At 70.1% G+C, this 18,336-nt stretch carries 17 protein-coding genes and 1 pseudogene; 14 read left to right on the forward strand and 4 right to left on the reverse strand.

Annotated features, from left to right (window positions below):
• Nucleotides 1-619 precede the first annotated feature (619 nt).
• Nucleotides 620-1,240 (forward strand): hypothetical protein, encoded by a 621-nt coding sequence (locus tag ACZ61E_RS26770; RefSeq protein ID WP_469702428.1) that lies wholly within the window; start codon nucleotides 620-622, stop codon nucleotides 1,238-1,240.
• Nucleotides 1,241-1,298: 58 nt separating this feature from the next.
• Nucleotides 1,299-1,718 carry a helix-turn-helix domain-containing protein gene (locus ACZ61E_RS26775; RefSeq protein WP_469702429.1) on the forward strand — a complete coding sequence of 140 codons (420 nt, stop codon included), beginning with the start codon at nucleotides 1,299-1,301 and terminating at the stop codon, nucleotides 1,716-1,718.
• 401 nt (nucleotides 1,719-2,119) lie between these two features.
• Here ACZ61E_RS26775 and ACZ61E_RS26780 read toward each other — a convergent pair whose 3' ends face one another.
• The 3 genes from ACZ61E_RS26780 to ACZ61E_RS26790 form a co-directional block, all read right to left on the reverse strand.
• Entirely contained in the window at nucleotides 2,120-2,494 is a 375-nt protein-coding gene (locus ACZ61E_RS26780; RefSeq protein WP_469702485.1) for a fic family toxin-antitoxin system, toxin component, read from the reverse strand.
• On the reverse strand, nucleotides 2,494-2,742 hold the full coding sequence (locus ACZ61E_RS26785; protein WP_469702430.1) for a hypothetical protein: 249 nt from the start codon (nucleotides 2,740-2,742) through the stop codon (nucleotides 2,494-2,496). Before ACZ61E_RS26785 ends, ACZ61E_RS26780 begins: the two co-directional genes overlap by 1 nt.
• Nucleotides 2,743-2,917: 175 nt before the next feature.
• The gene (locus ACZ61E_RS26790) at nucleotides 2,918-3,580 is read right to left on the reverse strand and encodes a hypothetical protein (protein ID WP_469702431.1); all 663 of its coding nucleotides are present in this window, start codon (nucleotides 3,578-3,580) and stop codon (nucleotides 2,918-2,920) included.
• A gap of 545 nt (nucleotides 3,581-4,125) precedes the next feature.
• Here ACZ61E_RS26790 and ACZ61E_RS26795 point away from each other — a divergent pair.
• The 7 genes and pseudogenes from ACZ61E_RS26795 to ACZ61E_RS26825 all read left to right on the forward strand — a co-directional run bounded on the left by ACZ61E_RS26795 (nucleotide 4,126) and on the right by ACZ61E_RS26825 (nucleotide 10,255).
• On the forward strand, nucleotides 4,126-6,912 hold the full coding sequence (locus ACZ61E_RS26795; protein ID WP_469702432.1) for a protein kinase domain-containing protein: 2,787 nt from the start codon (nucleotides 4,126-4,128) through the stop codon (nucleotides 6,910-6,912).
• Between the two features lie 28 nt (nucleotides 6,913-6,940).
• The gene (locus ACZ61E_RS26800) at nucleotides 6,941-7,327 is read left to right on the forward strand and encodes a hypothetical protein (protein ID WP_469702433.1); all 387 of its coding nucleotides are present in this window, start codon (nucleotides 6,941-6,943) and stop codon (nucleotides 7,325-7,327) included.
• A 301-nt stretch (nucleotides 7,328-7,628) separates the two neighbouring features.
• Nucleotides 7,629-7,907 (forward strand): hypothetical protein, encoded by a 279-nt coding sequence (locus ACZ61E_RS26805; protein WP_469702434.1) that lies wholly within the window; start codon nucleotides 7,629-7,631, stop codon nucleotides 7,905-7,907.
• A gap of 114 nt (nucleotides 7,908-8,021) precedes the next feature.
• Nucleotides 8,022-8,732: a hypothetical protein gene (locus ACZ61E_RS26810; RefSeq protein WP_469702435.1), complete on the forward strand. Its 711-nt coding sequence runs from the start codon at nucleotides 8,022-8,024 to the stop codon at nucleotides 8,730-8,732.
• A 266-nt stretch (nucleotides 8,733-8,998) separates the two neighbouring features.
• Nucleotides 8,999-9,133: pseudogene (locus ACZ61E_RS26815) on the forward strand (hypothetical protein); the annotation flags it as partial.
• A gap of 65 nt (nucleotides 9,134-9,198) precedes the next feature.
• A complete protein-coding gene (locus ACZ61E_RS26820; RefSeq protein WP_469702486.1) occupies nucleotides 9,199-9,555 on the forward strand; it encodes a flavoprotein in 357 nt (118 codons plus the stop codon).
• 40 nt (nucleotides 9,556-9,595) lie between these two features.
• Nucleotides 9,596-10,255 (forward strand): uridine kinase family protein, encoded by a 660-nt coding sequence (locus tag ACZ61E_RS26825; RefSeq protein WP_469702436.1) that lies wholly within the window; start codon nucleotides 9,596-9,598, stop codon nucleotides 10,253-10,255.
• Nucleotides 10,256-10,442: 187 nt separating this feature from the next.
• Here the strand turns inward: ACZ61E_RS26825 and ACZ61E_RS26830 are convergent, their stop codons facing one another.
• The gene (locus ACZ61E_RS26830; protein ID WP_469702437.1) at nucleotides 10,443-10,937 is read right to left on the reverse strand and encodes a hypothetical protein; all 495 of its coding nucleotides are present in this window, start codon (nucleotides 10,935-10,937) and stop codon (nucleotides 10,443-10,445) included.
• Between the two features lie 319 nt (nucleotides 10,938-11,256).
• Between ACZ61E_RS26830 and ACZ61E_RS26835 the strand changes: the two genes are divergently transcribed.
• From ACZ61E_RS26835 to ACZ61E_RS26855, 5 genes are all read left to right on the forward strand, one after another.
• Nucleotides 11,257-11,826 (forward strand): hypothetical protein, encoded by a 570-nt coding sequence (locus ACZ61E_RS26835; RefSeq protein WP_469702438.1) that lies wholly within the window; start codon nucleotides 11,257-11,259, stop codon nucleotides 11,824-11,826.
• A 3-nt stretch (nucleotides 11,827-11,829) separates the two neighbouring features.
• Complete coding sequence (locus ACZ61E_RS26840) at nucleotides 11,830-14,088, forward strand: Mucin-19 (protein ID WP_469702439.1); 2,259 nt, start codon at nucleotides 11,830-11,832, stop codon at nucleotides 14,086-14,088.
• Entirely contained in the window at nucleotides 14,085-14,354 is a 270-nt protein-coding gene (locus tag ACZ61E_RS26845) for a hypothetical protein (protein WP_469702440.1), read from the forward strand. Before ACZ61E_RS26840 ends, ACZ61E_RS26845 begins: the two co-directional genes overlap by 4 nt.
• A 199-nt stretch (nucleotides 14,355-14,553) precedes the next feature.
• On the forward strand, nucleotides 14,554-15,357 hold the full coding sequence (locus tag ACZ61E_RS26850) for a hypothetical protein (protein ID WP_469702441.1): 804 nt from the start codon (nucleotides 14,554-14,556) through the stop codon (nucleotides 15,355-15,357).
• A gap of 152 nt (nucleotides 15,358-15,509) precedes the next feature.
• Complete coding sequence (locus ACZ61E_RS26855) at nucleotides 15,510-18,011, forward strand: helicase associated domain-containing protein (protein WP_469702442.1); 2,502 nt, start codon at nucleotides 15,510-15,512, stop codon at nucleotides 18,009-18,011.
• Nucleotides 18,012-18,336 lie beyond the last annotated feature (325 nt).

An 18,336-nucleotide genomic window follows, 5' to 3' on the forward strand; every position in this document is an offset into this window, starting at 1 on the left:
GACAGGCCCCCACCCCGCACCAAACAACACACCACACACCCCGCCACCACCAAACACCCACACCACCACACCCCAAACCTGACAATGCGTCAGACGTTTAGAAACTAATGGAAGGGTGGATAGTGAATAGCGGTTGATGTTCCGAAACAGGACGGAAGCTTGAATATTGAGGGCTTAAAAATTAAGTATGGGGTAGTTATAGTTGGAGCCGAACTGACGGTTAATTCAGGCGCCAGCGGTTTGACGATGGGTGCGAAGCGAGCTCGATCAAGGGTGTGTCGCCTCGATCGGGTGGTTGCAGGCGGCGACACGCCCGCCGTCGGCCGCTTGCGCCTGACGGCTCGCGAGCCCTGTCGGGCTGGTAGCCGGGTTCTAGTAACACATAAGAGGGTTTCGCATCGAAACCAGCTCTGACCTGCATGAATACAAAACGGTTTGTTCTGGATCTCCAGAACAAACGCTTCTTGGGTGTTCTGGAGATCCAGAACAAACATCCTTCAGAGCTGACGGAGCATCAGGTTACTGTGAGCCATCGTTTGTTCTGTTCCTTCAGAACAAACCGGTTTACCTGGTGCTACCGTGCTTCACGAAACATTGATCATCTCTGGAGGCCGCGCTGATGGAACAGCTGCCGATCGTCCGCCCCGGTGAGCGCGTGGTCGCGCGGTCGGACGGCAAGGGCGGCTTGATCCTGGGCGTGGAGAAGATCAAGGGTCGCGAGTTCGTCGCGAGCGCGGAATGCAGCGGCTACGTCCTGGACGCCCGTCTGCTGATGGACGTGCTCGGGAGCCTGAAGATGCCCGGCTCTTGGTTCCAGGTCTGGTGCAAGCTGGTCGCGCTGCAAAACGCCAACCGTGCCGATGACCAGACCCGGGCCGCCGCCCGCGGCTTCGTGAAGACCAGCCAACGCGATCTTCAGGCACGGTGCAGCCTGTCGGCGGCCTCCGTGAACGAGGCGAGCCAGTTCTTTGCGCACACAGGCTGGCTGCGCAGCGCCAAGCGCGGCATCCTCCAGCTCAACCCGTGGCTGACGGTGGCCGGCACCTCCGGCGAGCAAGAGAAGTGGCAGGCCCTCTGGAACAACGCCAAGGGGCCAGCCTGCATCATCCCGCACCCCAACTACCCAGCCGAGTGGCGCCAGATGAGGGAAGAGGAGAAAAGGACCATCGAGGCCGCCCGCCGCCGGGAGAAGGTTGTCACGCTCCGCCGTCGGCGGTCCGTCGGGAAGGCGAGCGCATGACCTCGCACGGCATATCCTCGTTATTGCAGCGTCCATGTGAAGGAAGTGGTGAGGCTCCGTGAGCAGCTCTTACGTCCCCAGCCCTCCCACCGAGGCCCCCGTCACGATTCCCCGCGCTGTTCTGCGTCTGTTGGCCTTGGTCGACATCACCAACGCTGGCCGCCGGGTCCTGGACGAGCTGATGTACCTAAGCGACGATGAGACCGGTACCGCCGCGATCAGCCAGAACGAAATGTGCGCCGAGCTGGGCGCCAGCAAGCCCACCGTGAACCGCGGCTTCAGGGAACTCCGTGAGTGCGGACTCGCCTGGAGCCTGGAAGACGGCCTCTACCAGCTCCACCCGCTGCTGACCGGCGGCAAGGTCTCCTCCCCCGTCATGCCGATCCCGGAGATCAAGGCGGCTGAGCCCGAGCGCTTCACCGAGCAGAGACGGGCCCGGTACGCCGCTCAGCTCGCCAACCTCGCCGCCGTCGGCTGAACCCCGGCTGACGGCCCTGCCGGGCCCTCCAGCGCACCGCTGGCCCCGCGAAGACCTCATGGCGCTGCACCCCTGGGTGCAGCGCCCTCTTCATGCTCCGCTCCTACCCGTGCCGGTAGCACTAGCTAAACCGGCATGTTCTGGAGAAGCAGAACAAGGGCCAGGTACCGCCACGGTCGGTGCTGCACGGCGAGCGGCACGCGGGCGGTAGCACCAGGTGAACCGGCATGTTCTGGAGAAGTAGAACAACCTGAGTACCGCTCCAGCTGTGCACAGAGCTCGCGTAGGCAGCCAGGCTCGGCCTTTGGCGCACGTGGGCAACGGTGTGAGCGCCCGCCGGATCATCGAGCGCAGCCGAAGGTCGCGAGGATTGCGGGGCGGACGTCGGAGTGTGGGGCGTCTCAGTTACTGGGTGCCCAGGTCCGCAGGGCGGTAGCGATGTCACGGACGGGCACCTCTGTGCCCTTGATCTGGTCGACGAGGTCTGCCGCCTGGTCAGTGGAGATTTTCACGGCCCGACCGCTGGCCCGGAGGAACGCGGCGGCCACCGCGGTTGCGTACAACTCGTTGGAGTGCTCCAGGGCAGGCACACGTATCAGGGACTGCATGAGCGCCGCAGCGCGGACATACGGTCCGTCGTACACGGTGGTGTCCATGACGACCGCGCAGTGACGGGCGCGGGCGGCTTCCAGCGCGCCGTAGTCAACGATGTCCGGGTCTCCGGGAAGGTGTTCCTGAGCGATCCGCAGAAGCCAGCGGAGGTCGACCGTCAGCATCACGCGGCTTGATCTCCAGCGGTGTCCGGACCGAATCGCGCGGCGAAACCGGGCCCGTGCTCGCTGATGAACTCCTGGGCACCGCTGAGGAATCGGGCCTCTGTCACGTCGTCCACGAGCATCCGCGCGGCGTACTCCTCCGTGGGCACCTGCTCACTGGCTGCGAGGAGGGCGATCTGGTCGTACACATCGTCCGGGACGCTGATGTGCAGCTTGCGGCCGTTGTCTTCGGGCGTCTGGGCGGTCATGGCGGTCTCCTGGCGGTGGGAGAGAACAAACGGGGAGTATCCAAGCGCCGGAGTTGGCGGGCGCCGGCTGATGCCCCATGTGTCATCTGGTTCCCTACCGTAGCGACAATCCGACCCGGAGTGGATGCCGAGGGATGATTGCGTCCTCACCCCGCCCTGGACATCACCTGGAGCCTCACCGTGGAAGCGGGTTCCGGTTCGCCCCGGGGCTGAGGGTGTCGGTGAGCCAGGCGGCGAGCGCGGCCGTGGCGACCGGGTCGGCCTGGGCAAGACGGCCGACGAAGTCCAGCTCTTCATCCACGGCTGGAGCGCCGGTGCGGGCGAGCGCGGCGAGCAGCGCGGCGTGGGCGCGTACCTCGGCTGGCAGTGAGCTGTCGGCGGCCGTACGGGCGTCTGGGTCGCTGTAGTGGCCGGAGCGGTCGACGAGGGCGCGGGCGAGCCAGACGCCGACTGCCGCGGTGCGGTAGTCGCGGCGCTCGGCCAGGAGGTCGCGGGCGGCTTCGTCCCCCGGCCGGCTCGGCACGGTCCGGTCGAGCCGGCCGTCCCCGGCCGCGCTCGCCAGTTCGTCGGCCCGGACGGCGAGTTGCTGCTGCTCCTGGTGGAGTTCCTGCGTGGCTTCTTCGCGGCACCGGTTTTCGGCGAGCTCCTCCTGGACGACCGCGTCGGCGTCCGGATCGTACGGACCGTCGCTGGCGGCGAGCAGCTGCACGATGCGCTGCCACTCCAGAAGGGCGGCTTCGCTCCGTCCGCCGTCGTCGGCGGTCTCTTCGTGCCGCAGGTTCTGACGGCGCTCGAAATAGGCGATGTCGAGGGCGGCGGCAGCCTCTGCGTGTGTCATCCCTCGCGCGCTGCGTCGCGCCGAGGTCCGGCCGATCTTCGCGTGGTCGATCGGTGCGGCGGCGGCGCGGGCGCGTGCTTCGGGCACACGGCGCCGTGGCCGCCGCCTGTCGGAGGTGTTCATCAAGGGGCTCGCTTTCGCATGGTAAAGAAACACAATGGATCCGTGCGGATGCGCACACGGGGTGGAATCACGAGTATGACTGGCTCGAATTCAGTACATTCCGATCTGCGTTCCTCCGGGCTATCCCATCGGGTCTACTGGCGAGGAATTCTACCCATTCTGAACCGCGTGATAATTGGTCATATGATGGTTGACCACGTAGTTCGACGACACATGCCCCGCGCGGCCGGCGAGGGGCGCCGAGGCCGGTGGGCGTCGCGCGGGGACAACGACAAGAGGTTGACGGCGGGCGGGTGTTGTTGGTCGGTGGCGGCCTCGCGGGGTCTGGTCAACGTCCCTCCGGCGCTGCGTTGTTGCGGCAGAATCGTGCGTAGCCGCGCCTGGCCGGTCGTTGCCGGGGCGGAGAGCGGAGAGCGCGCAGCGTGAACGAGGTACAGAAACCGCAGGATCTGGTCGCCGAGTACGGCCGGTTAGCCGGGGACGACACGCTGAGCCGGGACGAGCGCAACCGGCAACTCGCGGCCCTGGTCGCGGCGTTGCTGCGGCGCACGGTCGACGCGGCGGCGGTGCGGGTGTCCCAGATCGGTAACGCGCCTGGGGTGGCCTTTGACTTCGAGGGTCGTGACTACCTGGTCAGCTGTACCACCCGCGGGATCGCCAGGGTAAGTAAACGAATCGCCCGTACCGTGCGGAAGGAAGGCCGCAGCGGCCGGCCTGGGGGGGTGCGCTGGGCACTGCTCTCGTTGGCCCTCACAGGGGACGAGGCAGATCAACTCTTCGACGGTGGACATCATTTCGGTGTGGTGCTCGATCGCAGCCACCTCGACGCAGCGGTCGCGGGCCTGCTGGACCTGGCTTCCCTGATCCGGGACATCTTCCGCAGCCAGGAAATCCACCTGACGCTTCAGGAGCTCGTGCGATCCGCCGCACCGCCGGCGATGCCGTTGGTCATGGCACCGCCCGACCGGACAACTGTGCGGGTGAGTGTGCCGACGCACACATGGCGGGACGTCGCGTCGGACGTCGTTCTCGTCGGCGAGGCGACGGGCGTGCAGCCGACGGGCATGGCGTGGCGCGAGGGGTCTCTTCTCGTCACCTGCGAGGACGGGCTGCTGGAGCTCGACCCTGTGCGCGGCCGCACGGAGTGGTTCCTGAAGCTGCCCGGCTGCCACGGTGCGCCGCTCATCGGGCCGGACGGTGAGGTGCTGGTCATGGCCGGCCCGGCGGTGGTCCGCTGGCACAAACGCATCCTGCGCGTAGTCGCCGGGGCGTTCGACGAGCCGGGGTCACAGCTGGTGGCGGGGCACGATGGCGAGCCGTGGGTCCTGTCGGGGTCCGGGGTGACGCTGGGGACCGGGCAGGGGGGCACCCTCGCGCTGACACGGGTCGGCGAGAAGGTGGGCGACCAGCTCCGCTATCCGCTCGCGTTCGACGCCTCCGTCCGCTCGGCCGTGTGGCTGGACCGCCGCCGGTTCTTCCTGGCCGCCGGCGGGCACAGCGTGGTCGCGGACCTCGAACGCTCAACCGACCTCAACCGGCAGGAGGGCTGGATCCGTACCGCCGGGCACTACCCCGGGCACCTGCTTGTCACCGAGCCGGACACGGTCCTGAGCGCGTCAACGGGCGGTTCCGGCAACCGGATCGACCTGCACCGCACCCGAGTCGACGACGCGCAGGGCGAGCTCCTCCTGGAGTACCAGCTCGATCGCGTCCTGGGACTGGCACAGCCACCGGGAGAAGGCCCCGCCTACCTGCTGGCGTCCGTGCCCTCCAACGACTACGAGCACGTGCGACCGGTCCTGACCCGTATCTCCGGACTCCGCCCGTCCTTGCTGCCTAGCGCGGGTGCGGCTGCTGCCGGTCCGGAACTCACGGGCTGGGACGCGGTGGGCCTCTCCGCCCGCGGGCGGAAGAGCGACTACCGGATGAACCGTGTCGCGTTTGCCTCCGATGGCGGCCAGGCAGAAGTCTTCCGCGCCGTCCACAAGCCGTCGGACACGGTGGTGGCCTACAAGCGCCGGCGCTCCCAGCGCTCTGGTGCCCGCCGCAGAATGGAGCGGGAGGTGACCATCGCGCAGAGGCTCCGGGGGCATCCTCACGTGATGCCCGTGCTCGACCACGACCCCGCTTTCGGTTGGTTCGTCATGCCGATGGCCCAGGGCACGCTCGCCGAGCGGCGCAGCGAGGTGCGGAGCGATGAGGCGCTGCGTGAACTCGTGGACGCGGTGTGCGCGGCGCTGGCCGCGGCGCACGAGCACGACTGGGTCCATCGGGACATCAAGCCGGAGAACATCCTGCTCCTGGACGGCCGCTGGACCGTGGCCGACTGGGGCATCGCACGGCGCCCGCGCGGGGAGACGAGCGCGGCGGGCCGGCTGACGAACGCGTCGATCGGTTCGGGCGGTTGGGCCGCCCCGGAACTGAAGAGCGACCCCCACAACGGCGCCTGCCCGGCGAGCGACATCTACAGCCTCGGCCAGGTCATCGGCTGGATCCTCACCGGAGACCTGCCGCAGACGAACGTCCCGCTGCTGCCCGCCCCGGGGCCGTGGCGCGGCGTCGTACGCCGGGCCACCTACGCCGACCCCGCTGCCCGCCCCCAGACCATCGCCGACTTCATCACGCTCATCGAGCGCGAGACCGGCCCCGCAGACCTTCCGATCACCCGGGCCCACGCCCTCCTCCAGAAGGCCACGGACGGCGACGAGGACGCGGCGGAGCACCTGGTCGACCTCGCCGTCGACCAGGCCGCCAACTACGAGCTGTACCTCGATGTGATCGCCCGCCTGAACGTCGAGGTCGCTCTGCCCGTCCTCCTGGACAACCCGGCCCGCGCGATCGCACTCGTTGAGGCCATGGCCGCCCAGGTCGACGGCGACCGTGGGACATGGCCGACGTTCACGGAAGCGGACCGCGCCATCCGGTGGCTGCTGGGGGTGAGCCGAGGCGCCGCGCGCGAGGACGAGTGGGACCTGCTGGAAGCGGCGGCCCGCGGCCTGTGTATCTGGGACGAGCGCTTCGACCAGTGGGACCCGCAGGGCCCCATCAAGACCTGGCTGCGCTCCCTGTCCGGGCACGGCGCGCAGATCCTCGCATCCGTGCTGAGGGAGTACCCCGGCAGTGCCCGGCACTTCTCGGAACTCGCGGACGAACGGCACGCCGACATGGCGATCCGCACCGCCGTGCAAGCAGCCATGCAGGGACGATGAGCGAGGAAAGACGATGAACGTCGACGACATGACGGAAGATCAGCGCCGGGCCGAGGCGGCGCTCAGCCTGGAGTACAACCGGCGCGTAGGCGAACTGATGCGCAAGTACAACAAGCGGGACCTGGTGGGCATGGTCCGCAAGCGCTGGGTAGGCGGCGGGGCGTTCGCACCGGTGGAGCGCTGGACCAAGGAAGAACTCGCCAAGAGCGTCGTGGAGGCCGAGGAGAGTAAGGAGCGATACGAGGCGTACGGGCGAGTGGCGCTGGTCAACTGGAAGCCTGCGGACGGTACGCGGCCACACTGCGGAGGCACAGGGTGTACGGGCCACGACAGCGCAGCACCCTGGTCAGAGACTCGCGAGCGCTACCGCGCCAAGGCCCCATGCACCAGCGCGGTCCTGGAAGAGGGACTCTGACACAGCCGGGTCCCGCCCTCGGGGCGAGAGCGCGACCGGAGTGGAGACGCCGTCCCGCGCTGCCGTTGCCGCCGCCGTCATCAGGTCGACGCGCCCCAGGGACGAACCGCCGATCGGCGGATACCGGTCACCACCCGGCCGTCGTTAGCCAGTGCAGACCGCGTCGGGGAAGAGGAGCTGACCGTGACCAAGCCGAAGCAGAGCCGCAGACACCGGAGCGTCAATCGCACGCCGCGCCCTGTCGGCGCGCCGGAGTGGGGACGCTTGCTCCCCCCGCCGGGCATTGGCCCCACTCGTCACGGTGGACCGCGACAGCGCTGAGTTCGCCGACGGCCGCGCCTACCCGGCCACCACGCGGATGAACGTCGACGGCCAGCAGATGAAGCTCGATCCCATCGCGAGCATGTACGCCGTGGTCCACGGCGAGGTGACCGGGCCCTGCGCCGACATTCTGACCGCACTGGCGCTGACTCACTTCGAGCGGGGAAGGGCCCGAGCGGGAGTGAGGTTGGCGGCCTATGCCGTCGGCACACTCCAGGCGGCTGTGACGAGGTGCCCCACTCCGCCAGGCCCAGCGTGACACCCGGCGCGACACCACCCGTATCTCCTGGCAGGGTCGTCTAGCCCGGCCACTCGTACCCCAATTCGCCAACTTTTATATTGATATTGACCGTCTTCAGGCTTTACTCGATTCATGACTTTTGAAGACCGTGTGAGAGAGGATCCCGTGGCGCGACGAGCCGACTACGACGAGGGCCAGGTCATCAAGCGGCTGGGTGTGCCGGCAGCAGCGTTCCGGTGGGCCCGTCACACCGGACTCGTCCCGGATCCGGACATGCCCTCCTGCCGCTGGTCCCGCACCGTTGTGGAAGCGCTGGACGCCGACGCGATCCGATCCTCGCTCGCCACTCCGCCGATCTCCGGCAGCGCGGCGGCCGCCCGGATCGCCGAGGCCCTCGGCACGCCCAACCAGCCGGGCGAGAAAGCGAATGTGACGGTGTTCGTCGTACGACGGCTCATCGACCGCGAACTGCTCACCGAACTGGGCGCGAACCCGACCAGTTCGGTGCTCCACCCCGGTCAGGTCGCGGACGTCTGCCAGCGGACGGACCTGGCGGAACTCGTCGCCGCCGAGACCCCGCTGGGCCCCGAACAGGCCGCAGCCCGACTCGGAGTACGCCGCGCCGACTTCAACCACATGGTGCGCCTCGGCTGGATCACGTCCCCGCAGTCGGTCGAGGTCCGCTTCGGTACCTCCCGCGCGGGAGCCGTCGACGTCCCGCTCTACCGGGCCGCCGATGTCGACGCCCTGCCCACCGTGCGAACCGAGATCGACTGGGAGCAACTGCGGGCCGTCGGCAAAGGCCACCGGTCCCCGCTCGCCTCCCTCTCATCCCCCGTTTGACACGCCCGTCAGCGTTCCCGGCCGCAGCGGCTCCCACCGGCCCGTGACACCCCGTGAGGGAGTTCGTCGACCCCCGGCCCGAGGACTTCCCGTCCGCCAGGAACAGTGGATCGTCATGACGAAGCCCCGGCCGAAGCCGGGGCCCGTGAAAGCAGACCTGCCCCGAGGGGCCGGACTACGCCTTGAACCCTAGCTGAGCGCCGGAACCGCACGCCAGCGGGTTTCCCCCACCGCCGCACCACGCTCGTGCCCGAGCAGCCGGTCCGATGAGCGGCCTGAGGCGCATCCTCCTTGGCGTGTGCGGATCCAGCGCGGCCGACGCCGCGGGCCAGCTCGTCGCCGACGCCCTGCACCACGCCGAGAGCGTCACCGTCGTCGCCACCCCCGCCGCCGAGCGGTTCCTCACCCCCCTCCCGGCCGGGTCCGCCTCTTCACCGACGCCGACTGGACCAGGCCCGGCGACCCGCTGCACGTCCAACTCCTGGACGGCGTCGACCTGTTCCTCGTCGCCCCCGCCACGGCAACGACGCTCGCCCGCTGCGCGCACGGCATGGCCGACACCCTGCTCAGCGCGCTCGTCCTCGTACACGGCCCCGGCGTCCACTTCGCCCCGAGCATGAACACCCGCATGTGGAAAACCCCGCGACCGCCCGCAACACCGCCCGGCTGCGGGCGTACGGCCACCACGTACACGAACCGGAGCCAGCCTGGCTCCATGACCGACGACACCCTCGGTACCGCCGTCGGGCCCCTCCCCGGCCGGGTACTCGATCGAGTGATCCTCAGCGCGACCGTGCCCAGCTCACGAGGCAACTCGCCCTGACAATGGGCCGTCCGGGCCCGCACCCGCTGCCTACACTCACGTGCTCTGCCATCCGACACGGATCGAGACGTACGTGGCGCACACCACCGCCCCCATCCTCGCGTTGGCCGGCGGTGCGGGCTCCGGCAAAACCACCCTCGCGGCCGAACTCCAGCAGGCCGTTCCCGGCTCCGCCGTCATCCACCTCGACACCTGTTTCCACGACGACCCCGCACGCACGCCCGTCGTGCCCGCGATCAACAGGCACGGCGTCGTCGTCAACTACAGCGACCCCGGCGCCCTCGACCCCGACCGCGTCCAAGCCGCTGTGACCCGCCACCGCCACGCCACGCTGCTCGTCATCGAGGGCACCTTCGCCCTCCTGCCCCGTATCCGCGCCACCGCGGCGTGGACCTGCTTCGTGGACGCTCCCGCCGATGTCCGTCTGGCCCGCAAGACCCTCCGGAAGATCGCGGACAGGGCGAACCCGGAGATCAGTCTGCGCGGCTACCTCGCTCACGGCCGCGACGCCCACGAACGACACGTCGCGCCCATAAGGGCGCTCGCCGACCTCGTCCTCGACGGCACCCGCCCCGTGACCGATCTCAGCCGTACGCTCCTCGCCCTGATGCGCCTCCCCGTCCCGCTCCATCCAGCGGCGGCAGGCCCGCCCGGCGGCCACGACGCCCCGCGCCCACTCACCAGTACGGGTGAGAACTGAGAGGGCCGCCTGCTGCCCGCACCGAGCCTGAACCGGATCGCCTCGCAGCACACCAACGGCGAGTAAGCGGGCCCCTTCGGAGCCGCAGCCGCGCCCCCGATTACGGCCGGCGCTTCCCGATGATCCTGACGTCCCCAACTCCCCGACTACGGCCAACGGGGAAGCCGTGTGGTCGGCGTTGACCTCGCTACGGAGTGCCGTCGGCTCCCGAGGAGGTGGCATCCAGCATGCCGACCATATGGCGGTACCGGCACTTGGCAGCCTGCTCCGACTCGACTCCGAGCGTATCGGCGATCTGCTCGAACGTCAGCAGGGGCTTGCCCGTGCGGGAACTGTTCGAGCGCGCGGCAAGCAGCAGTGCAGCTTCCAGCCCTTCGAGATCGGCGCGTGCGCCCTGGAGCAGCTCCAGGGCGGCGGCGACGTCTTCCGTACGGTCCTCCGGCACCTCCGTGATGCCCGTGGTCCGCCGCCAGCGCGCGTCGGAAGTGAACAGGCGCCGTACCTGGTGGGCATTGACGGCGTGGAGGAGTCCGGACACCGACGCCTCCGGTGTGCGGGCACAGATCGCGGGCACGGCTTCGGCGTAGCGGTCGGCGAGGCGGGCCAGGATCGCTGCCTGCTCGTTGCGCATTCCGTACGAGACGGCTCGGGGCGTACGAGTGGCCTTCTCGGTGTTCGTCATGATCCCACCCTCCCGAGCCAACACGGCGCTGACAATGCACCGCTGGCAGCGCACTGTTGCAGCCGGAGGCGCATCGTCGGCGCGTCTCTCGGACGCCCCAGCCCACGGCCACTTCGTACGCTCCCGCTCGGAGCCCGCCAGGCTGAGCTGGATGGGCGCCGCGCGCTGCCCACACGATCCGGGACCAGCGACGGAGAGCGAGCGACCCCTCGCCTGGCCGTCTCGACCGCGCCAACAAGTAACATTCACAAACACTTGCGATGAGTAAGTCAGAGTTGCTAGGGTCGGAGTTCAACCGCTCCACCGCGCAGGAGGTCGTATGCCGTCCACGACGAAGAAGGACCCCGATCAGGCGCTGGCGGTGAGTGTGGTGAGGCGCTGGCCGGAGGTCGAACGCGGGACCAGCACCCCGGCCCAGGTCATCCTTGAAGCCTGGTCCCCATGGATCGGATCCAGCACCGACCGCATGCACTTCGACCCGGACCGGATCGCAGTGGTCGTCGGCTGCCGGCGGGGCGAGACCATGGGCGTGTTCGACGTCGTGCCGAACGCCGACGGCCACCCGTGGGAATGGGTCGACGACGGCCCCCGCCCGCGTGTGCGGTTCTTCGGCCGGCCCTCGCGCCGGTTCGCCGCCCAGCTCGGCGCACCGGCACCGAGATGGCGGCAGGGAGAGGGAACCCCCCTCAAGGTCCTCTCGCTCGACGACCTCCTTGAGGGCGACGCGGCTCCGGCCGAGGAGCAGCAGGACGAGCGGCACGTCGTCCTCGGCGGGGCGGTCGTCACGCTGGACAGCCCGCGGCACCTGGTGGTGTCCGTACCCGGCGACTACCGGGTCACCGTTCACGCCCGGCCCCCCGAGGCCCCCACCTCATCGACGGAGGAATAGCCGATGGACAGCAAGACCTACACCGCGGGCCTCGCCGAACTCCGTACGGTGCGCGACCAGATCAAGCCCCTCGACAAGCAGCTCGCGAAGCTCCAGGCCGAGCTGGACAAACTGCGTCATGCGCGGGACGAGAAGATCCAAGAACTCAGCGCGTACGGGAACGCGAAGGCGGACCGCCTCGCGACGTCCGCGGGCCTGTCCGTGATCGACATCGTCACCCTGGCACCCTCTCTGGGTCCCCAAAGCCCTGCTGAGGGATCCGTGGACACGCCGCAGGCTCCCGCGACCGCTGAACAGCGGGAGTCACAGGAGCCCGCCGAGAAGCTCAAGGAGCCGCAGGGGGCACCGGCTCCCGATCTGCGCGCCGCTGCCGTAACGGCCCCGCCCGCCGAGCCCACCACAGCCGCCGAGAACGCGCCGCCCGCGCAGGACCAGAAGCCGGAGGAAGGTGCCGACTCGGCGGACGGGACGACGTCCGTCCCTGCGGACGTCGCCCACTCCCCCGCACCCGCCGCAGACATCGCCACGGCGGCGGAGCAGGGCGAGGAGCGGGTCCTGCCGTCCATCCCCGGCGGAGCGGCGGGTGACCGGTGGTTCCGCGCCGAGCCCGACCTGGCGTCGCAGCGCCCGAACTTCCGTCAGGCGGACCGGCAGACGGTGTTCCTGGACGCGGCGAGCGGTGTGCTCGTCGGCCGGGGCGGAACGGTGCAACTCGACCTGGGGCGGGCGAGCGTCGCGGACATCCTGACCGCCGTGTACGCGACGGTCCCGGCGGAAGTGGAGCGCATCTACATCACCGGCGGCGACCCCTGGCACCGGGACGCCGAGCGCCACCAGTGGAAGAAGGACGCGGTCGCGGCCTGGCTGAACGGACCGCTGCCCGAGGGGTGGCAGGTCGAGAGCTCACGCGGGAAGGACCGGATGGCCGGCCACCTGGTCCACCCGAACAACCCGGTCGGCCGCTGGCAGTTCGGCCCCAACCGGCACACCGAAATCCGCTCGGTCGGCGAGTGGTTCGACGCCGACGGCGCCGACCCGGGCATCGTGCGCGAGGCGTTCCGGATGCTGTGGCACGCACTGCACAAGCACTGGCCGGACGTCGTCCTGATGGGCTCGCCGTCCCAGACCGGCCGGGACCTGTGGTCGCGGACCATCCCGGCCAAGACGGGCGCGAAGTGGGCGGAGGGGTACCCGGTCATGAGCCAGGAGATCCGCGGTCTGCTGCACGCCACCGCCGGGCAGGGCCGCACCGAGCTGATCACCCCACCGCGGGTGCCGGAGCGGGTCCCCGGCTGGTTTGAGCTGGACCGCACGTTCGCCTACGCCAAGCACACCTGGACCAGCGGCGTCGGCGTGCCTCAGAGGATGACGGCCGCCGCGTTCGCCGCGCTGAGCGAGAAGGAACAGACGAGCGCACTGTTCGCGCCGTCGCACTGGCAGGTGAGGGTGACGATTCCCCGCGACTGGAACCACGTGGGGATCCTCCCGGCACCGGCCCCGGGCGAGCGGGCCTGGCACTACCCGTACGAGGGCGGTCGCACGTTCACCACGTGGGCGGGCGGCGCCGAGGTCAACCTCGCGTTGCGCAACCCGCTCCAGCCGTGGCGTGTCGAAGTCCTCGACGGGCTGCTGTGGGAGAAGGGCGATCCGCTCAAGGGGTGGTCGAACAGCCTGAAGGAGGCGTGGCAGGCGCTGCGTGCGCGGGCCGAACTCGTGGGGGACGAGCGTCAGCGGCGGGCCGCGTTCCTCGCGTCACGGGGCGTGCGCAGCATCCACCTGTACGGGATCGGCACGTTCGCGCAGCGCCCGCGTATCACCACCGGTTCGGTGGAGCTGGGGGCGAACGGGGAGACGCCGGAGATCCCGGACGGCGCGCGGTTGACCGGCAGCTCCGGCACACACGTCACCTGGGAGCGCAACGCGGGCTTCGGCCGCGACCAGTACGCCCATCCCGAGTGGGCAGCCGGGGTGTGGTCGGCGGCGCGTGCTGCGCTTCTGTCCACCCGCACCGGCGCCAAGGACCCGGACAGCGGCCAGCCGCTGAAGGCCGGCGCGCTGCACCTCCCCGCCGGGTCGATCCTCGCCTTCCGCACGGACGCCATCTACAGCACGGTCCGCCCGCAGTGGCCCTACGCGGGCGAGCCCGGTGACTACCTGCTCAAGGGCGCGCTGGACGCGGAGCAGCAAACCCCCACCACGGACTCGGAGTTCTTCGACCTGCAAGGTCTGGGGCGGCAGGCGCTGACGGCGGAGGACCAGTGAGCACGAATACCGACCTCGCGTGGTGGGGGACGTGGCAGCACGCGGCGTGCGGCGCCAGCGGCGACGCCCAGTGGCAGGACGAGGACACCGCATGGTCGGGCCACGAGTGCTCCGGGGAAGGCGCGGTGATCTGGAACGCCGAGTGGGACTGCCACGGCTGCGGCGCCTCCGGCGGCGTCGAGACCTTCGACGACGAAACCCCCGCGCACTCCGGGCACGAATGCGACGACCAGGACGAGGACCACGACCCGGGGGTGGCGGCGTGAGCACCGGAGCGCTCCCCCCGGTCCGCTGCGGCCACGCCCCGTATCCCAGCGGGAACTACTGCCGGCGCGACCGTGCGGCCCGTCCCCGGCCCGTACGGTCGGACACGGCCGCACGCGGGCGCGGGGCCCCTGTGGCCGCCGGCCGACCGGGCGCACGGCGCCGCGAACTCCTCGCGGGCGCCTATGAAAGGGAGTTGGCATGACGCCACGCAGAAGGCGCGGAACCGGCGGCGGGCGCCGTCGGCCGCCGCTCAACGAGGCGGCGCGGCTGACGGAGGCCCTGGTGCGCGAGGGGTACAACAAGAAGCAGGTCGGCGAGATCCTGGGCCGCGACCCCTCGCTCGTCTCGCAGTTCTTCACCAAGAACAAAGGCGCCTCGTTCGTCGAGGCGCTGCGCTCGGTCGTCCAGGAGGTCCAGGCGGGCGGGCCGCGCGACATCAACAGCCTCAAGGCCCTGGCCGCCGCCCACGTGCAGCCCCGGATAAACCGCGACGGCTACAAGGCCCGCGTCCGGCGCAAGGACGCGCAGCGCTCGGTGAAGACGGAGCGGGACCGGCGCGGACGGCCGGTGATCGGCGACGACGGGAAACCCGTCACGACGTGGTCGTCGTCGCTCGCCAAGGCGGGCAGGCAGCACATCCGGTCGGGTGCCAGCCGCCTGCGGCCCGTGGTGGAGGAGGCCGCCGAGAACGGCGGGAAGGTGGCCTTCACCGTGCGGGCGCGCAAGGGCGACTTCCTCCACGACGCCGGCAGCAAGCGGGACTCCCCGGGACTGCGGCGCAACGTCGTGCAGCGCCGTGACGGCACCGAAGAACGTGCCTACGCCGACAACACCGGCGGGCCCGGAATGGGCAACGAGGGTTTCGACGCGGTCGAGTTCAAGAGCTGGGTCGACGCGGCGGGCGGCGACGTCACCGCGGCGGTCCAGAAATGGCTCGTCGACAACGGCCGTGTCCGCCCCGGCACCCAGATCAGCCACCTGGAGATCCGCGCCTGGGACTGACGGAGCGGCACTCAACTCCGCACCGCGCAAGGGCGAAGGCGCTCCACCAGGCCCGCCGCCGTACCCCGTACGTGAGGTCCTGGGATGAGCTGGACGACGGCCGCCGAGGACTGGAACCCTGACCCCGAATCACATGAGAGCGAGCGGCACCGATGCTGACACCCCTGAGGGAGCACCAGGCCGAGGCAGTCGTCGCCGGCGTACGCGAACTTGAGATCCCGGCGGGCGGAACACTGCCGGACGCCGGGCTGCGCACGCAGATCACCATGGCCACCGGCAGCGGCAAGACCCTGATCGCGGTGCACATCGCCGAAGAGGTCGACGCCGACCGCGTGCTGGTCCTGGTGCCGTCCCTCGTACTGCTGGACCAGACCGCCCGCGCCTGGCGCGACGGCGGACGCCCGGGACCGTTCGTCGGCGTCTCCTCCCTGAAATCCGAGGAAGCCGGGTTTCCGCACACCACCGATCCCGGTGAACTCATCCGCCTCACCCGTACCCAGGGCGGCCGTGTCACCGTGTTCGCGACCTACGCCTCCCTCGGACTGGGCTTCCTGGAGACGGCCCACCGCAGCGGGCTGCCGCCCTGGAACCTGATCATCGTGGACGAAGCCCACCGGACATCCGGCCGGCTCGGGAAGCCCTGGGGCGTCGTCCACGACAACGCGCGGATCCCCGCCGAGCGGCGCCTCTACATGACCGCGACCCCCAGGGTGTGGCAGGCCGGAGAGGTCGACGAGGACGACCCCGGCGGCCGTCTGAAGGCGGGCGAGCTGGTCGCCTCCATGCTGGACGACCCCGACGGTGTGTTCGGGAAGGTCGCTCACTCCCTCCCCCTGGACGAGGCGATCGCCCTGGGCATCGTCGCCCCCTACCAGGTGCTGGTGGCCGACGTACAGGACCCGGAACTCAACGTTGCGCTGCGGACCGCCGGGGACGGCAGCGACGCCGTACGGGGCAAGCGCCTGGCCGCGCTCCAGGCCACGACACTCAACGTGAGCGCGACCGAGGAACTGCGGCGGGTGCTGTCCTTCCACCAGAGGGTCGCCGAAGCCGAAGCGTTCGCGCTCGGCCTGCCCGCCAAGGCCGGGGAACTCCACGCGGAGAACCCGGACCTGTATCCGGCGCAGGAGCAGGTGTGGGCCGAGTGGCTGCACGGCGAACACCCAGCCTCCCACCGGCGAGGTGTGATCGGCCAGTTCACCGCCGGTGTGACCGACCTCGGCACCGAGGCCGCACTGTCGCTGGTGGCGAGCGTGAAGGTCATCGGCGAAGGAGTCGACACCCGCGAATGCGATGCCGTCGTCTTCGCCGACGTCCGCGGCTCCATGCCCGACCTGGTCCAGGCCGTCGGACGGGCGCTGCGCATGCAGCCCGGCGAGGGGAAGATCGCCACGCTCGTGGTACCCGCGTTCCTCGGCCCCGGCGAAAAACCCGACGAACTGCTCACCTCCCCCGCCTACGCCCCTCTCGCCAAGCTGCTGACCGCGCTGCGCGCGCACGACCCGCGCATCGAGAAGCTCACCGACCCGCGCCCCAGCAGCGCGCCCAACCGTGTCCCAGACCCTCAGGACGACACCGACGACCTCGACCAGGAGAACGGGGAGGATGGGGAGGCTGGCGCTCCGGTGAGCCGGCCCGCGAAGGAGCTGCTGCGGTTCTCGACTCCGCGCGACCCCCGCCAGTTGGCCGGGTTCATCGAAACGCGGGTCATCGACCCCGCGCGCGTGCACTGGCGGCGAGGTCTCCAAGCTGCTCAGCACTACGCCAGGCAGTACGGGGACCTGCGGGTGCCGTACGGATTCCGCACCCCCGCCGACTGGGCTCCGACGGACTTCCCCCTCTGGAAGTGGCTCCACGACATGCGCACGCACTACACCGCCGGCCGTCTGGCTCCGGACCGCGCCGCGCAACTCACCTCCCTCGGCATGGTGTGGTCGCTGTACGACGCGGCGTTCGAGAAAGGACTCGCCGCGGCGGCGGCGTGGGCCGAGGAACACCAGGTCGGCCTGGCGGCGCCCGTCGACGCCGTCCACGGCGCCTACCCGGTGGGACGCTGGCTGAAGAACCAGCGGGCCGCTGTCCGCCGGGCCGACGAGGCCCAACGCCCGCGCGCCGACGAACTCCCCGAGCGTCCCGAGCCCGAGAACAGCGGGGCAGCCGCACTCTCCGCGGAGCGCAGGGCGGCGCTGGAGGAGATCGACCCGGGCTGGTGCCCCGCCTGGAGCATCGAATGGCAGCGTGCCTTCCGTCTCGCCTGGGCCCACGTCAAGGCTGTCGGGACGCTCCCCGCCACGCCGGGCTCAGTGGTGGTCGACGGCGAAGACCTGGGTGCCTGGGCCGCCGCGCAAAGGACCGCGTTCGCCAAACTGGCCCCGGCACAGCAGTGGATGCTCACGAAGACGCTCGGTATCACCGCTTCCGCCGCCGTCCCGCGTACCCATGCACAGCGGTGGGAGCGCAACCTCGCCGCCGCCCGCCAGTACCACGACCGGGAAGGGCACGTGAACGTCCCGCGCGGCCACATCGAGCCCTACGACGGCGAGGACGTACGGCTCGGCGCGTGGGTCAGCCAGCAGCGCGTTGCGGCGTCGAAGATGAAGCTGCCGGTCGAGCGCGCCAAGGCACTGGCGGCGCTCAACATGCGCTTGGCCTGACGCGCGAGCGCACCCTCCCCCTCTTGCCCGGTCCCGGCGCCGGTCGACCAGGTCGGCGAGACGGGCGAGGGCCGCACGCTCGGCTGGGGTGAGGTCGTCGACCCCGGACCGGACCCGCAGCCCATGAAACATGATCGTTTCGGCATCAACGACCAACCGGCAGACCGGACGGTCAGCGTGTTCGGCGTGTGCGCGGGAGCGGGTGCATCGGGCTTCGGGGCTGCCCCCGAGCCCGCTCGCCACCACGCATTTCCGGACCAGCGGACGGACATCGCACATGTGCACTGATTGTCGCGACGGTCACATCAAAAACGAACCGAACGAA

It is taken from the genome of Streptomyces sp. NPDC104581 (genome assembly GCF_055583685.1).

Coding starts and splice junctions, on each gene's coding strand:
- ACZ61E_RS26770 (WP_469702428.1), top strand. CDS start 620: ATGGAACAGCTGCCGATCGTCCGCCCCGGTGAGCGCGTGGTCGCGCGG.
- ACZ61E_RS26790 (WP_469702431.1), bottom strand. CDS start 3,580: ATGACACACGCAGAGGCTGCCGCCGCCCTCGACATCGCCTATTTCGAG.
- ACZ61E_RS26835 (WP_469702438.1), top strand. CDS start 11,257: ATGCCGTCCACGACGAAGAAGGACCCCGATCAGGCGCTGGCGGTGAGT.
- ACZ61E_RS26810 (WP_469702435.1), top strand. CDS start 8,022: ATGACTTTTGAAGACCGTGTGAGAGAGGATCCCGTGGCGCGACGAGCC.
- ACZ61E_RS26785 (WP_469702430.1), bottom strand. CDS start 2,742: ATGACCGCCCAGACGCCCGAAGACAACGGCCGCAAGCTGCACATCAGC.
- ACZ61E_RS26840 (WP_469702439.1), top strand. CDS start 11,830: ATGGACAGCAAGACCTACACCGCGGGCCTCGCCGAACTCCGTACGGTG.
- ACZ61E_RS26850 (WP_469702441.1), top strand. CDS start 14,554: ATGACGCCACGCAGAAGGCGCGGAACCGGCGGCGGGCGCCGTCGGCCG.
- ACZ61E_RS26780 (WP_469702485.1), bottom strand. CDS start 2,494: ATGCTGACGGTCGACCTCCGCTGGCTTCTGCGGATCGCTCAGGAACAC.
- ACZ61E_RS26855 (WP_469702442.1), top strand. CDS start 15,510: ATGCTGACACCCCTGAGGGAGCACCAGGCCGAGGCAGTCGTCGCCGGC.
- ACZ61E_RS26800 (WP_469702433.1), top strand. CDS start 6,941: ATGACGGAAGATCAGCGCCGGGCCGAGGCGGCGCTCAGCCTGGAGTAC.
- ACZ61E_RS26830 (WP_469702437.1), bottom strand. CDS start 10,937: ATGACGAACACCGAGAAGGCCACTCGTACGCCCCGAGCCGTCTCGTAC.